Here is a 14,538-nt window from a genome sequence, read left to right on the forward strand (position 1 = left end):
CGCCCCGGCCCGGTCAGCCCTTATCGTCGGTTCCGAACAGCCCGCGCAGGCCCCGCGTCACGAGGTTGCCGACCTTGGGGCGGGGCTGGGCCAGGAAGGGCAGGGGGCGGCAGACCTCCATCGCGGCGATGCCGACGCGGGCGGTCAGGGCGCCGTTCACCAGCCCCTCGCCGAAGCGGCGCGACAGCTTGGCCAGGATGCCCCCGCCCGCGACCGTGTGGATCAGGTCGTCGCCCGCCGCGACCGCGCCGGTGGCGATCAGATGGGTCATCACCGTGCGCGCCAGCCGCCAGCCGCCGACCGCGCCCGCGCGCCCGCCATAGATCTCGGCCATGCGGCGGATCATGCGGAGGTTGGCGGCCAGCGCCGCCGCCACGTCGGCGAAGGCCAGCGGCACCAGCGCGGTGGTGGCGGCGACGGTGCGGGCGGCGGCCTCGATCTCGCGCCGGGCCTGCTGGTCGAGGCCAGCCAGCAGCTCGGCCTCGGCCAGGGTCAGCAGGGTCTGGGCATCGAAGGTCTCGGCCCGCCGCTCGGCCAAGCGCTGGCGCTGCCATTCCATGTCGGCGCGGCGGGCATAGAGCGCGACCAGCCCGTCGGTGACGGCGCGCGCCTGGTCCAGGCTGTCCGCCGCCAGGGCCGCACCCGCCTGCCGCTGCAGCCCGTCGATCTGGGCGATGCGGCGCCAGGCCCGCCACTCGCGCAGCGCCATCCCGAGGGCGGCCAGCGTGAACAGCGCGAACAGCGCGACCGCGATCCAGCCCAGCAGCGGCATCCGGGTCAGCAGCCCGTCGATGAAATCCAGTGCCATGACGCCCAGCAGGAAGACGAACAGCGCCGCCCCGGCATTCAGGAACAGCCGCGTCAGCCGCGACGGCGGCCGCCCGACTAGCCGCGTGACCATCTGCATGGTGCGCGGCTGCGGCACGGGCGCGTCGCTGACATCGATCTGGGGCGCGTCGGCGGGACTTTGCAGGTCGTCCAGCACCGTCTCGGACCGGGGCGGGCGGCTGTCGGGGCGCGGCGCCTCGTCCAGTTCCAGAAGGACGGGGCCGCGCCGGGTGCCCGGCGGGGGGGCCTTGGGCGGCGGGCTCACAACCGGTCTCCGATCAGGAACTCGGCGGCGCGGTCCAGCCGGATATGGGGCGGGCCGTCGCCGGGGCGCGTGGTCAGGGGCGCGGGGGCGAAGTTCATGATCGCGTAATCGCTGTCCAGCCAAGCCTCGGCCCCCTGCCGCGCGGGATGCAGCAGCAGCGAGGGGTCGGCGGGCAGCTCTCCGGCATAGAAGGCCGCCTGCCGCCCGTCCAGCAGGCGCCCGCGCACGGCAGGCAGCTGATCGTCGCCATGGGCGATCATGTCCTCGGTCGTGGCGCGCAGGGCGGCGATGGCCATGGCCTCGGTCCGCGCGCCCTGGAAATCGGCGCGGTCGCGGGCCTCGCGCAGCATCGCGGACAGGATCGCGGTCAGCCGGTTGTGCTGCACCTGATGCAGGTGGTCGGCCTTGGTCGCGGCAAAGAGGATGCGCTCCACCCGCTGCGTGCCCAGGATCTGCGCCAGCCAGCTGGCCCGGCCCGGTCGGAAGGCCGCCAGGATGTCGGCCATGGCGCGGCGCAGATCCTCGACCGCGCGGGGGCCCTGATGGATGGCGCCCAGCACGTCGACCAGCACCACCTGCCTGTCGATCCGGGCGAAATGGTCGCGGAAGAAGGGCCGCACCACGCGCGACTTGTAGGCGTCGAAACGGCGGCGGAATTCCCGGCCCAGCTTGCCCTGCTGCAGCGCGGGGGGCAGCGGCGCGAAGGTCAGCGCGGGCGATCCGGCCAGCTCTCCGGGGATGAGGAAGCGGCCCGGGGTGCAGTCGGACCAGCCCGCCTCGCGCGCGGCGTTCAGATGGGCGGTGTAGATGTCGGCCAGCGCTTGGGCCTGCGGCTCGGACAGGGGGCCGTCGGGCGACAGATCCGCCAGCGCGGCCAGAAAGCGCTCGGCGCCCGGGCGACCGTCGATGCGCTCCAGCACCTCGGCGGACCATTGGGCGAAGTCGCGCTCCATCAGGCGCAGGTCCAAAAGCCATTCGCCGGGATAGTCGACGATGTCCAGATGCAGGGTGCGCGCGCCGCGCAGGCCCGCGAACAGCCCCCCTCCCTGCAGCCGCAGCGACAGGCGCAGCTGGCTGACATGGCGGGTGCCGTCGGGCCAATGCGGCTCGGGGCCGGTCAGGGCGGCCAGATGGCGTTCGAAATCGAAGCGCGGGATCGTGTCGTCGGGCTGGGGCTGCAGCCACACCGCCTTGAGCCGCCCGTCGGCGGCGGCGCGCAGGGACTGCATGCGCCCCCGCTCCAGCATGTTGGCGACCAGGGAGGTGATGAAGACCGTCTTTCCGGCCCGCGACAGACCGGTCACGCCGATCCGCACCACCGGGTCCGAGAGGCCCAGCCCCTCCATCACGTCGCTGCCGATGCCCATGCCTGCCCCTGAGGTTCCTGTCGCGTCGTCTAACGCGGTCGGCGCAACATAGGTCCGCCGCGCCGGGATGCCCAGATGGCGGCTTTGGCGATTGTGAAGGGCGGGCGGGGGGCGGTATCACCGGCCCCATGCAAGATGCCCTGCCCATCGACGATGTCCTTCCCGCCTTGTGCGACGCGCTGGCGGCCCATGGCCGCGCGGTGCTGGTGGCCCCCCCGGGCGCCGGCAAGACCACCCGGGTGCCGCTGGCCCTGCTGGACCGGGTACCGGGCCGCATTCTGATGCTGGAGCCGCGCCGCCTGGCCGCCCGCGCCGCCGCCGACCGGCTGGCCTGGTCCCTGGGCGAGGATCTGGGCGCGCGCGTCGGCTATCGCATCCGGGGCGAATCGGTCGGCGGATTGCGCATCGAGGTGGTGACCGAGGGCATCCTGACCCGCATGATCCAGACCGATCCCGCGCTGGAGGGCGTGGGCTGCGTCATCTTCGACGAATTCCACGAGCGCAGCCTGAACGCCGATCTGGGCCTGGCGCTGGTCTGGGAGGCGCGGGGCGCGCTGCGCGAGGATCTGTCAGTCCTCGTCATGTCGGCCACGCTGAAGGCCGGGCCGGTCGCGGCGCTGCTGGACGATGCGCCGGTCATTGTGTCCGAGGGGCGGGCCTTCGAGGTCGAGACCCGCTGGCTGGACCGGCCCCTGCCCGCCGGGGGGCGGCTGTCCGACGACGCCGCGCGCCTGATCGCGCGCGCCGAGGCCGAGACGCGGGCGAGTGGCGGCTCGATCCTGGCCTTCCTGCCGGGCGAGGGCGAGATCCGCCGGGTGATGGCGGCGCTTGGCGGGACGGGCTGCGAGGTGATGCCGCTCTACGGCGCGATGGACGCCGCGGCGCAGCGGGCGGCGCTGGCCCCGCCGGGGGCCGTGCGGCGGATCGTGCTGGCGACGGCCATCGCCGAGACCTCGCTGACGATCCCGGGCGTGCGGGTGGTGGTCGATGCGGGCCGGGCGCGGCGGGCGCGCTTCGATCCGGGCAGCAGCATGTCGCGGCTGGTGACCGAGCGCGTCAGCCGCGCCGAGGCCGAGCAGCGGCGCGGCCGGGCGGGCCGGGTGGCGCCGGGCCTCTGCTATCGGATGTGGGCGCGGACCGAGGAGGGCGCGCTGCCGGCCTTCGCCCCGCCCGAGATCACCGTGGCCGACCTGACCGGGCTGGCGCTGGAACTGGCGGTCTGGGGGGCAGGCGCGGGCGACCTGGCCTTCCTGACCCCGCCGCCCGAGGGGGCGCTGGCCGAGGCGCGGGCGCTGCTGGCCGATCTGGGCGCGCTGGACGGGCAGGGGCGGATCACGCCGCATGGCCGTGCGCTGGCCCGGCTGCCGCTGCATCCCCGGCTGGCGCATATGCGGGTCGTGGCGGGGCCGGAGGCGGCGGATCTGGCGGCGCTGCTGTCGGATCGCGATCCCCTGCGCGGGGCGGGGGTCGATCTGGAGGCGCGGCTGCGGGCGATTCGCGATCCGGGCGGGCGCTATCCCTTCGAGGTGAACCGGCCCGGCGTCTCTCGTATCCGGGCCGAGGCGACACGTCTGCGCCGGATGGGTGCGTCCCGCGACGCCGGGGGGGGCGCGGCCCCCCCCGGACCCCCCTCGGGATATTTGCGCCAAGATGAAGGAAGCTGGTCGGCGGGGGCGATGGCGGCCCTGGCCTATCCCGACCGGATCGGGCTGCGGCGGCCCGGTGAGGAGGCGCGCTTCGTGCTGTCGGGGGGCAAGGGGGCGGTCATGGCGGGGGCGGACGCCCTGGCGGGGCAGCGGCTGATCGTGGCGCTGGATCTGGACGGCGATCCCCGCGAGGCGCGGATCCGGTTGGCCGCGCGGATTGAGGAGGGAGAATTGCGCGGTCTGTTTAGCGAGCGGATCGTTCCGGCGCGCATCTGCGACTGGTCGCGCCGCGAGGGGCGGGTGCGGGCGCGGCTGCAGGAGCGCTTGGGGGCGCTGGTCCTGTCGGACCGGGTCTGGGCCGACGCGCCGCCCGAGGCGCTGGCCGTGGCGGCGCTGGAAGGGCTGCGGCTGGACGGCCTGCCTTGGACCCCGGCGGCGGCGCGGCTGCGGGCGCGGATGGCGCTGCTGCCGGATCTGGGTCCGGTGGGCGATGCCAATCTGCTGGCCGAGGGCGGTTGGCTGCTGCCTTGGCTGGGCCGGGCGCGCAGCCTGGCCGATCTGCGGGCCTTGGATCTGGTCGAGCCGCTGAAGGCCCGGCTTGGCTGGGACGGCCAGCAGCGGCTGGAGCGCGAGGCGCCGGGGCAGTTCACGACGCCTCTGGGGCGGCGGGTGCCGATCGATTACAGCGGCGAGGAACCCTCGATCGAGCTGCGCCTGCAGGAGCTGTTCGGGGTGACGCGCCATCCCGCCGTGGGTGGGCGGCCGCTGCGGATCACGCTGCTGTCGCCGGGCGGCAAGCCGGTGCAGGTGACGATGGACCTGCCGGGCTTCTGGGCCAGCTCCTATGCCGATGTCAGGAAGGACATGCGCGGGCGCTATCCGCGCCATCCCTGGCCCGAGGATCCGACCGCCGCCGATCCCACCGTACGGGCCAAGCCGCGCGGGACCTGAGCGGGGGTTGGCGGGCCTCAGTCGACGGGGCGAATCAGCTTGCTGTCCAGTACCCGCAGCACCGGGGCCAGATCATGGCCGCGTTTCAGCACCCGCCCGTCCATGCCGATCACCGCATAGGCGCCCTGGGCCGCCCGCAGCTTGGGGCGTTTCTCGATCCGGTACAGAGGATGTTCGGCGGCGCGGCGGAAGACGCTGAAGATCGCCGCGTCGCGCAGGAAGGACATGCCGTAATCGCGCCACTCCCCGGCTGCGACGAATCGGCCATAGGTGGTCAGGATCAGGCCCAGCTCCTTGCGGTCGAAGACCACGCGGTCGGGATCGGGCTGGAACGGCGGGCCGGCATTTAACATGTCCGGATCGTGACACCCCGCCGCGCCGGGATCAACGGCAAAGGCGTCAGTAGCAGCTGACCTTGTCGATGCGCCCGCTAAGCCCGTATTCAATGTTCAGCCGCTCGGGGCGGAAATCGGCGGTCACCATGTCCTCGGGGCCGATCAGCCGGGTGCCGATGGGGAAGGTCATCGCGGCCAGCGCCGCGCGCGGCTGGCCGATCAGGCCCTGATAGCCCTCGGCCCCGCAGGTGTCGGGCGCGGGCGCGGGGGCCGCCGGGGGGGCGGGCACGGGTTCGCAGGCGGCCAGCAGGATGGCCGAGATGATCAGGGGGAGGGCAATCTGGCGCATCTGGGTCATCCGCAATCGATCTGGGTGATGGTGCCGGTCGCATCCAGGCGGAAGACGATCCGGTTGGGGTCATAATCCTGCGGCTCGATTCCGCGGAACTCGACCACCCGGAAGCTGCGGGTCAGGCCGAGGGTCGGGATCACGCTGGCGGGCTGTCCGACGGCGCTGGCCTGCTCGCTGGCCTTGCAGAGGTCGGGCTGGCGTTCGGTTAGGCCGGAAATGCCGCGCACGGGGGCGGGCGCCGCAGCGGCGGCCGTCTCGAAGGGGGTCGTGGTGTCGAACGGGGCGGCAGGGGTGGCATAGGGATCCGCGACGATCGGCGCCGCGCCATAGGCCGGGGCTGCGCCATAGGCGGGCGCGGCACCGTAGGCGGGGGTGTCATAGCCTTGCACCGGAGCCGGGGCCATGCCCGCCGGTCCGGCGGGCGGCATCCGGTTGGGTGACGAGGCGCAGCCCGACAGTGTTCCCGCCATCACGATCAGCACCGCTGCCCGTGTCGTTCCTTGCCTGCGGATCATTGCCTGTCACCCCTGCCGGCCTCGTTCCGGGCCTTCTTCGCTGCAGCATAGGCCCGGCGTCCCGGCTTGAGAAGCGGGAAGCCGGATCACGTTCCGATCAGCGCAGGAATGTCACAGCTCGGTGCCCCGGGCGGTCAGTTATAGGCGGCCAGGAACAGCGATGCGGTGGCGCCGGCGGTCGCCTGGACCTCGTCCGGGGACGGATCGGTGGTGTCCAGCAGCGCCCGGTGCTGCAGCTGCCCGATCAGCAGGCCCAGCAGCTGGCGGGCCGACATGGTGCTGTCATGGGCGCGAATCTCTCCGGCCGCGATCCAGCTGTCGATCAGCAGGGCCAGCGGCGTCACGATGCGCGCGGTCATGGTGCTGTCATAGGTCAGCGCATCCTCGGGGAAGCGGCTGCCCTCGGCGATGATGACGCGGTGCAGGTGCAGGCGCGGCTCGGTCAGCAGCCAGTGCGACAGGTCGGTCATGACCTGGGCCAGCGCCTCGGAGGCCGGGCCGGACTGGTCGGGATCGAAGGGCGGCTGCTGGAAGGCCGTGTCGAGGGTCGAGCGCAGCACTTCGCGGAACATCAGCCGCTTGTCGGGGAAGTAGCTGTAGAGTGTCGCCTTGGACACCCGGGCCGAGCGCGCGATGTCGTCCACGCTGGCGCCCGAGAAACCGTCTCGCAAGAAGATCTCGGCCGCACCGGTGCGTACCTGATCGAATTTCCGTCCCTGAGTAATGCGCGACTGAATGGGCATCTGATCCAAATCCCGTATGAGTGGTTCAGGTCAAGTGCCACAAAACACTATCAAATGGAAGAAATAACGTGCGGGCCGTTAAATAGGGCGCGAAAGGATTTCGCCATCATTAACAAGATCGTTTTGTCTGCGAATATTTGCTCAGATCATGAGCAAATGAGGTGTTATGTCCCCGAATCTGCGGTAGCCGGGGCGCGACGTTTGTCCTAGCTTGGCCCTTAGAACGGCGGCGTCTGCCGTCACCAGGAGGAGAGATGCCCATGTCCACGACCAATACCTCGTTCCGGGACTCGGTCGACCGGATGTTCACCCATGCCGCGGGGCTGATGCAGCTGTCCCCGGGTCTGGAAGAGAAGATCCGGGTCTGCAACTCGACCTATACGGTGCGATTCGGGGTGCGGCTGCGGGGGCAGATCCACACCTTCACCGGCTATCGGTCGGTCCATTCCGAGCACATGGAGCCCGTGAAGGGCGGCATCCGCTATTCGCTGGACGTGAACCAGGACGAGGTCGAGGCGCTGGCCGCGCTGATGACCTACAAATGCGCGCTGGTCGAGGTGCCCTTCGGCGGGTCCAAGGGCGGGCTGAAGATCGATCCGCGCGCCTGGAACGAGGACGAGCTGGAACGGATCACCCGGCGCTTCACCTACGAGCTGTCGCGCCGGAACCTGATCTCTCCGTCCCAGAACGTGCCGGCGCCGGACATGGGCACGGGCGAGCGCGAGATGGCCTGGATGGCCGATGCCTACAAGCGGCTGCATCCCGACGACATCAACGCCAAGGCCTGCGTGACCGGCAAGCCGCGCACCGCGGGCGGGATCGACGGGCGGGTGGAAGCCACGGGGCGCGGCGTGCAATACGCGCTGCGCGAGTTCTTCCGCCATGACGACGTGATGAAGAAGGCCGGGCTGGAGGGCACGCTTGGCGGCAAGCGCGTGATCGTGCAGGGCCTGGGCAATGTGGGCTATCACGCCGCGCAGTTCCTGTCGGCCGAGGATGGCTGCCTGATCACCTGCGTGATCGAGCGCGACGGCGCCATCGTGAACCCGCAGGGCCTCAACATCGACGCGCTGCGCGGCCATATCCGGGCGACCGGCGGCATCAAGGGCTTTGTCGGCGGCGAATACCGCGAGAACGGGTTGGCGCAGCTGGAGGCCGAGTGCGACATCCTGATCCCGGCGGCGGTGGAGAGCGTGATCCATGCCGGCAATGCCGAGCGGATCGGCTGCAAGCTGATCATCGAGGCCGCGAACGGCCCGGTGACGGCGGATGCGGATGCGATCCTGCGCCGCCGGGGCATCGTCATCATCCCCGACATGTATGCCAACGCGGGCGGCGTGACCGTGTCCTATTTCGAATGGGTCAAGAACCTGTCCCAGATCAGCCTGGGCCGGCTGGAGCGCCGCAACGAGGAGGCCCGCGCCCGCATGATCGTCGAGGAGCTGGAGCGGCTCTCGGCCGACACGGGTCTGAACTGGACCCTGTCGAAGGGCTTCAAGGAGGCCTTCCTGACCGGCGCGGACGAGCTGCAGCTGGTACGCTCGGGCCTGGACGACACGATGCGCGAGAGCTTCAAGAAGATGAAGGAGGTCTGGATGAGCAACCCCAAGGTCGAGGACATGCGCACCGCGGCCTATGTGGTGGCGATCCGGCGCATCTCCAACGTCTACAATTCCCTGGGGCTGTAAGGGGGGCGCTGCCCCCCGTCCTGCGGACTCCCCCCGGGATATTTCCGGCCAAGATGAAAGGGGGAGGGATCAGGGGCCGCGGTTCAGGGTCGGGGGGCGGCGGCGCGGCGCAGGCGGTCGTTGATCGCGGCGCCGAGGCCGTGATCCGGGATCGGCGCGACCGAGATTGGGCGGCCCTGGGCATCGGCGCGGCGCAGGAGGTCGAAGAGGCGGGCGGCGGCCTGGGTCAGGTCGCCCGCGTCGGACAGGCTGAAGGGGCCGGGTTGGCCGAAGGTCAAGTGCGTCTCGCCCGGTTCCGGGTGGGCGTTCAGGCGCAGGGGCGCCGTGGGGGCGTAGTGGCTGCCGAGCTGGCCCGGCGCGTTCGGGGCGGCAGGATCAGCCTGAGGGCGGGCGAGGGGCTGGTCGAGGGTCGTCTCGATCTCTTCGGCGGGGATGCCGCCGGGGCGGAGCAGGCTGGGCCGGCCATCAGGCCAGCCGATGATCGTCGATTCGAGGCCCAGGGGGCAGGGGCCTCCGTCCAGCACGGCGGCGATGCGGCCGTCGAGGCCGCCCTCGGGTGCCAGCACGTGATCCGCCGTGGTCGGGCTGATCCGACCCGAGGCATTGGCCGAGGGTGCGGCCAGCGGGGCGCCCGCGGCGCGCAGCAGGGCCTGCGCGACCGGATGGGCGGGCACCCGCAGCCCCACCGTGTCTAAGCCCGCCGTCACCAGCGAGGCGATGCCGCTGTCCGCGCGCAGGGGCAGGACCAGCGTCAGCGCGCCGGGCCAAAAGACCTGAGCCAGCAGCAGGGCCTGGTCGGGGAACGTGGCAAGGGCCTGCGCCGCGCCCAGATCGGCCACATGCACGATCAGCGGGTTAAAGCCCGGCCGGCCCTTGGCCTCGTAGATCCGCGCCACGGCTTCGGCGTTTCGGGCATCGGCGGCGAGGCCGTAGACCGTCTCGGTCGGCATCGCCACGCAGGCGCCTTGCGACAGAAGGGCTGCGGCGCGGGCGAGGCCGGAGGCATCGGGGGACAGTCGTAGGGTCTGCATGTGTGACGCGGGGTTTCGGTTGAGCCTGAGGGGAACGCGGCCCAAGATGCCGCCTGACCGCAGTTGATAGACGCGCCCGGCCCCGATGCCAAGGCGCCGAAAGGAATGCACGATGAGCTACACGGCCCCGGTCGAGCAGATCGACTTCATCCTGACCCATGTCGTGCCCTTTCCCGATCTGGCCCGCACCGAGCTGTTCGGCGAGGCCAGCCTCGAGACCGCGCGCGCCATCCTGGCCGAGGCGGGCAAGCTGGCCACGAACGTGCTGGCGCCGCTGAACCGGGCGGGTGATCTGCATCCCGCGCGGCTGGAGAACGGGGTCGTGCGGACCTCTCCGGGCTTTGCCGAAGGGTTCCGGGCGATTGCCGAGGGGGGCTGGGTCGGCGTCTCGGCCGATCCCGAATATGGCGGCATGGGCTTGCCGCAGGCGCTGAACATGGCCGTGGCCGAGATGATGTCGGGCGCGAACCTGGCGCTGCAGCTGAACCCGCTGCTGACCCAAGGCCAGATCGAGGCGCTGGAGCATCACGCCAGCGACGAACTGAAGGCGCTGTACCTGCCCCGGCTGATCAGCGGTGACTGGTCGGGCACCATGAACCTGACCGAGCCCGGCGCGGGCAGCGACGTGGGGGCGCTGACCACCAAGGCGGAACCGGCGGGGGACGGAACCTACCGGATCAGCGGGCAGAAGATCTACATCACCTGGGGCGACGGCGACGTGACCGCGAATACCTGCCATCTGGTGCTGGCGCGGCTGCCCGGGGCGCCCAAGGGCACGCGGGGGATCAGCCTGTTCATGGTGCCCAAGTTCCTGCCTGACGATCAGGGCGATCCGGGCGTTGCCAACGACCTCCACGTGGTCAGCCTGGAACACAAGCTGGGCATCCATGGCAGCCCGACCTGCGTGATGTCCTATGACGGCGCCACCGGTTGGCTGGTCGGCGAGGAGAACAAGGGCATGGCCGCCATGTTCACGATGATGAACGTGGCGCGCCTCGGCGTCGGGATGCAGGGCGTGGGCGTGGCCGAGGCGGCGCTGCAGCAGGCGGTGGCCTATGCCACCGACCGCGACCAGATGGGGCCGATTATCGGCCATCCCGACGTGCGCCGGATGCTGGCCACCGCCCGGGCCGAGGTCTTTGCCGGGCGCGCCATCGGCCTGGCCTGCGCCACCGCCATCGACCTGGCCCGCGCGACCGGGGATGCCGACCACGCCGCCCGCGCGGCCTTCCTGACCCCCATCGCCAAGGCCTATGGCACCGACATGGGCATCCGCGTGGCCGACATGGGCATCCAGGTCCATGGCGGCATGGGCTATGTCGAGGAGACGGGCGCCGCGCAGTATCAGCGCGACGTGCGCATCACCTCGATCTACGAGGGCACGAACGGCATTCAGGCGATGGATCTGGTCGGGCGCAAGCTTGCGGACGGGGGCGACGCGGCCATGCGCCTGCTGGATGAGGTGCTGGACGGTGCGAAATCCGCGCAGGGGGCCCATCCCGATCTGGCCCATCAGCTGTGGCAGGCCGCCGAGACCCTGCGCGAGGCGACCCACGCGCTGCTGGAGCGCGACATGCCCGACCGCTTTGCCGGGGCGGTGCCCTATCTGACCGCCTTCGCGCGGGTGCTGGGCGGGCATTTCCACCTGCGCGCCGCGATGGCGGGCGGGGCGGGGCATCAGGCGCTGGCGCGGGTCTTCATGGCGCGCGTGCTGCCCCATCACACCGGCGATCTGGCCGAGGCGCTGGCCGGGGCGGGGGATCTGACCGGCCTGTCGGATGCGGCGCTGGCGGGCGATTTCGCGGCGTGATCCGCAGCCCGCATGCCGAGCCGCCCGCCGAGGGCGCGGCCATCCAGGTCGCGCCGGGCGTGCTGTGGATGCGCCTGCCGCTGCCGATGAAGCTGGACCACGTCAATGTCTATGCGCTGGAGGAGGACGACGGCTGGACCCTGATCGACACGGGCTTCGACAGCCTGCGGGGCCGGGCGATCTGGGACGGCCTGCGCGCCGGGCCTCTGGCCGGCAGGCCGGTGGTCCGGGTGATCGGCACGCATCATCATCCCGACCATATCGGGCTGGCGGGCTGGTTCATGGACCGGGACGGGGCCGATCTGTGGATGAGCCGCACCGCCTGGCTGATGGCGCGGATGCTGGTCCTGGACGTGCAGGACCGCGCCAGCCCGCAGGCGCTGGCCTTCTGGCGCCGCGCCGGGATGCCGGCCCCGATGCTGGACCGGCGGGCGACCGAACGGCCCTTCAACTTTGCCGATGTCGTCCATCCGCTGCCCTTGGGCTTCACCCGGCTGACCGAGGGGCAAGAGGTCACCTTCGGCCGCCGGCGCTGGCGGGTGGCGATGGGGCACGGGCACGCGCCCTGCCACGCGACCTTCTGGTCGCAGGATGACTCTCTGGTGATCGGGGGCGACCAGTTGCTGCCCGGCATCTCGCCCAATCTGGGGGTCTATCCGACCGAGCCCTTGGCCGATCCGGTGGGCGAGTGGCTGGACAGCTGCATCCGGCTGAGGGCGCTGTCCCGCGACGACCAGCTGGTGCTGCCGGGGCACAAGCTGCCCTTCACCGGGCTGCCCTTCCGGCTGGACCAGCTGATGGCGAACCACCGTACGGCGCTGGACCGCCTGACCGAGGCGCTGGCCGTGGCCCCCCGCCACGCGGTCGACTGCTTCGACATCCTCTTCAAGCGCCGCATCGGGGATGCCGAATTCGGGCTGGCTTTGGTCGAGGCCGTGGCCCACCTGAACCACCTTCATCGCGCAGGTGTCATCCGTCCGGTGGGCGAAAGCGGGGGTGCGGTGCTGTGGGGGGCGTGACAGGTCCGCGGCTTTCGGCTATCGCGGGTCAAACGCATCAAAAGGGGGCAGTCATGGCCGATTACGACAACAAACCGGAAGCCACGCAGGGCTCGATGGACCTCACCGACCACAAGAAGACCTTCTCGGGCTTCATGCGGGCGACCGTGTGGGTCTGCGGCCTGACCGTGGCCATCCTGCTGTTCCTTGCCCTGGCCAACGCCTGAACGGACGATCACGGACATGAAACGACGCGTCTTTCTGGCGGCTGCGATGCCGGTCACCCTGGCCGCCTGCGGCGCCCAGAACATCTGGGCCAGCGACGAAAGCCTGCGGGCCGCGCGCTATGTCTCGGACGAGCCGCCCTCGATCACGCTGCTGACGGTGATCGGCATTCCGCGGGGCGAGGGCGGGCATTCGGGGCTGATGCTCAACGGCAGCCAGCGCGTCATCTATGACCCGGCGGGCAGCTGGCAGCACCCCCGGATCCCCGAGCGCAACGACGTGCTGTACGGGATCACCGACAACTTCAAGAACTTCTACATCGATTACCACGCCCGCTCGACCTATTGGGTGGCCGAGGACACGGTGCCGGTCACGCGCGAGGTGGCCGATCTGGCCATCCGCCGGGCCGAGCAGAACGGCGCCGGCAACAAGAGCTTCTGTGCCGTCGAATCGGGCAAGGTTCTGTCCGGCGTGCCGGGGTTCGAAGGGGTGCCGCGCGGCTTCTCGCCGCTGCGCCTGCGGGCCTGGTTCCTGACGCTGCCGGGCGTGCAGTCCAAGCGTCACGAGGATGGCGACCCGGCCAACAACCACGACGTGCTCCTGCGCCAGAAGGACGGGCAGGTCGTCGGCTATCCCAGAAGGTAAAGCAGCCCGAACAGCGTCGTGGCCCCCGCCAGGATGGCCAGCATGACGTTGCGGGTCAGCACCCCCACCGCCACGGTGGCCGCTGCCGCCGCAAGGCGGGCGGGGTCGGGGGCACCGCCCGTCGCCTCGGGCCACAGCACCAGCGGCGCCACCAGCGCGGGCAGCACCGCCACGGGCGTATAGCGCAGCATCCGCAGCACCCAGCCCGGCAGCTCGCGGTTCCCGAGCGCACCAAGGAAGGACCAGCGGATCAGATAGGTGCCGACCCCCAGCACCAGGATGATCGTCCAGATCGTCAGGTCCGATGCCTGCATCTCAGCCCTCCTGCGCGGCGGCGCGCGTGTCGCTGCGGGCCTCGACGACGGCGCCGGTGGCCATGCCCATGGGCGCCGCGATCAAGAGACCCAGCCCCGAGGGCAGCCCCGCCAGCAGCAGGGCCGCCGCGATCGCCACGAAGCAGGCGGCCAGATGCGCGGGCGTGCGCAGCATCGGCGCGATCATCGCCAGGAAGGTGATCGGCATGGCGAAATCCAGCGCGATCCCGTCGGGAATGGCCTCGCCCACCGTGGCGCCGACCCAGCTGAACAGCATCCAGGGCAGGCACAGCATCACCGCCGTGCCGCCGAAATAGGCCAGGCGCTGCGGCATCGATAGGCGGGGGTGGCGCTCGTAATGCTGGATCGACAGCGCATAGCTCTGGTCGATCAGCGCGAAGGAGATCCAGGCCTTCTGCGCCCGGCTGGCCTCGTTCAGCCACGGCAGCAGCGAGGCCGAGTACATCGCCATCCGCAGATTCACCGCCAGCGCCGACAGGATCACGATGAGGGTCGGGGCATTGTCGGTCAGCAGCTGCACGGCGGTGAATTGCGACGCGCCCGCCAGAACCAGCACGGAAAACCCCATGACCTGCGCGATGTTCAGCCCCGCCTCGGTCGCGACCACGCCGAAGAGCAGCGCAAAGGGCACGATGACGATCAGGAAGGGCAGGGTCTGGACGACCCCGTGGCGAAAGGCCGCGCGCGGGCTGCGGGCCAGCGCACGCCGCGATGCCGCATCGGCGGCGGCCTCTGCAAGCGAGGGCCGGGGTTCTGGGACCGGAGACATGGTGCTTTCGTCTTTCTGCATTTCGCGCCATCTTG

Annotated in this window: 15 protein-coding genes; 6 read left to right on the forward strand and 9 right to left on the reverse strand. The window is 71.1% G+C overall.

Features of this window, described 5'->3' with window-relative positions; genetic code table 11:
* Positions 1-13: 13 nt before the first annotated feature.
* Positions 14-1,093, reverse strand: a complete 1,080-nt coding sequence (locus FA743_RS07340; protein WP_136885216.1) for a YcjF family protein — start codon at positions 1,091-1,093, stop codon at positions 14-16.
* Positions 1,090-2,460, reverse strand: a complete 1,371-nt coding sequence (locus tag FA743_RS07345; RefSeq protein ID WP_136885217.1) for a YcjX family GTP-binding protein — start codon at positions 2,458-2,460, stop codon at positions 1,090-1,092. The genes FA743_RS07340 and FA743_RS07345 overlap by 4 nt, the downstream gene beginning before the upstream one ends.
* Positions 2,461-2,588: 128 nt before the next feature.
* Here FA743_RS07345 and hrpB point away from each other — a divergent pair, with 128 nt between their 5' ends.
* A complete protein-coding gene (gene hrpB, locus FA743_RS07350; RefSeq protein WP_136885218.1) occupies positions 2,589-5,057 on the forward strand; it encodes an ATP-dependent helicase HrpB in 2,469 nt (822 codons plus the stop codon).
* Positions 5,058-5,074: 17 nt separating this feature from the next.
* Here the strand turns inward: hrpB and FA743_RS07355 are convergent, their stop codons facing one another.
* The 4 genes from FA743_RS07355 to FA743_RS07370 all read right to left on the reverse strand — a co-directional run bounded on the left by FA743_RS07355 (position 5,075) and on the right by FA743_RS07370 (position 7,002).
* Positions 5,075-5,410, reverse strand: coding sequence for a DUF2794 domain-containing protein (locus FA743_RS07355; protein WP_136885219.1), 336 nt, complete (start codon positions 5,408-5,410; stop codon positions 5,075-5,077).
* 46 nt (positions 5,411-5,456) lie between these two features.
* The gene (locus FA743_RS07360) at positions 5,457-5,741 is read right to left on the reverse strand and encodes an I78 family peptidase inhibitor (RefSeq protein ID WP_136885220.1); all 285 of its coding nucleotides are present in this window, start codon (positions 5,739-5,741) and stop codon (positions 5,457-5,459) included.
* Positions 5,742-5,746: 5 nt separating this feature from the next.
* Positions 5,747-6,259, reverse strand: a complete 513-nt coding sequence (locus tag FA743_RS07365) for a hypothetical protein (RefSeq protein ID WP_169308804.1) — start codon at positions 6,257-6,259, stop codon at positions 5,747-5,749.
* A gap of 134 nt (positions 6,260-6,393) precedes the next feature.
* Positions 6,394-7,002: a TetR/AcrR family transcriptional regulator gene (locus tag FA743_RS07370; protein ID WP_136885221.1), complete on the reverse strand. Its 609-nt coding sequence runs from the start codon at positions 7,000-7,002 to the stop codon at positions 6,394-6,396.
* A gap of 260 nt (positions 7,003-7,262) precedes the next feature.
* On the opposite strand from FA743_RS07370, the gene FA743_RS07375 reads away from it, so the two are divergent.
* Complete coding sequence (locus FA743_RS07375; protein ID WP_246054870.1) at positions 7,263-8,690, forward strand: Glu/Leu/Phe/Val family dehydrogenase; 1,428 nt, start codon at positions 7,263-7,265, stop codon at positions 8,688-8,690.
* A gap of 83 nt (positions 8,691-8,773) precedes the next feature.
* Here the strand turns inward: FA743_RS07375 and FA743_RS07380 are convergent, their stop codons facing one another.
* Positions 8,774-9,721 carry an L-threonylcarbamoyladenylate synthase gene (locus FA743_RS07380; RefSeq protein ID WP_136885222.1) on the reverse strand — a complete coding sequence of 316 codons (948 nt, stop codon included), beginning with the start codon at positions 9,719-9,721 and terminating at the stop codon, positions 8,774-8,776.
* Positions 9,722-9,833: 112 nt separating this feature from the next.
* On the opposite strand from FA743_RS07380, the gene FA743_RS07385 reads away from it, so the two are divergent.
* From FA743_RS07385 to FA743_RS07400, 4 genes are read left to right on the forward strand one after another with little or no spacing between them, the layout of a single operon-like run.
* Positions 9,834-11,531 (forward strand): acyl-CoA dehydrogenase family protein, encoded by a 1,698-nt coding sequence (locus FA743_RS07385; protein ID WP_136885223.1) that lies wholly within the window; start codon positions 9,834-9,836, stop codon positions 11,529-11,531.
* Entirely contained in the window at positions 11,528-12,550 is a 1,023-nt protein-coding gene (locus FA743_RS07390; RefSeq protein ID WP_169308805.1) for an MBL fold metallo-hydrolase, read from the forward strand. The genes FA743_RS07385 and FA743_RS07390 overlap by 4 nt, the downstream gene beginning before the upstream one ends.
* A 53-nt stretch (positions 12,551-12,603) precedes the next feature.
* Positions 12,604-12,756: an aa3-type cytochrome c oxidase subunit IV gene (locus FA743_RS07395; protein ID WP_136885224.1), complete on the forward strand. Its 153-nt coding sequence runs from the start codon at positions 12,604-12,606 to the stop codon at positions 12,754-12,756.
* Positions 12,757-12,772: 16 nt separating this feature from the next.
* Positions 12,773-13,399, forward strand: coding sequence for a hypothetical protein (locus FA743_RS07400; protein WP_136885225.1), 627 nt, complete (start codon positions 12,773-12,775; stop codon positions 13,397-13,399).
* Here the strand turns inward: FA743_RS07400 and FA743_RS07405 are convergent.
* Positions 13,384-13,713, reverse strand: coding sequence for an AzlD domain-containing protein (locus FA743_RS07405; protein WP_136885226.1), 330 nt, complete (start codon positions 13,711-13,713; stop codon positions 13,384-13,386). The two genes, FA743_RS07400 and FA743_RS07405, sit on opposite strands and share 16 nt — an antisense overlap.
* Before the next feature lies 1 nt (position 13,714).
* The gene (locus FA743_RS07410) at positions 13,715-14,524 is read right to left on the reverse strand and encodes an AzlC family ABC transporter permease (protein ID WP_246054871.1); all 810 of its coding nucleotides are present in this window, start codon (positions 14,522-14,524) and stop codon (positions 13,715-13,717) included.
* Positions 14,525-14,538: the final 14 nt, after the last annotated feature.

The sequence above is a fragment of the Paracoccus gahaiensis genome, assembly GCF_005048225.1.
Classification (GTDB): domain Bacteria; phylum Pseudomonadota; class Alphaproteobacteria; order Rhodobacterales; family Rhodobacteraceae; genus Paracoccus; species Paracoccus gahaiensis.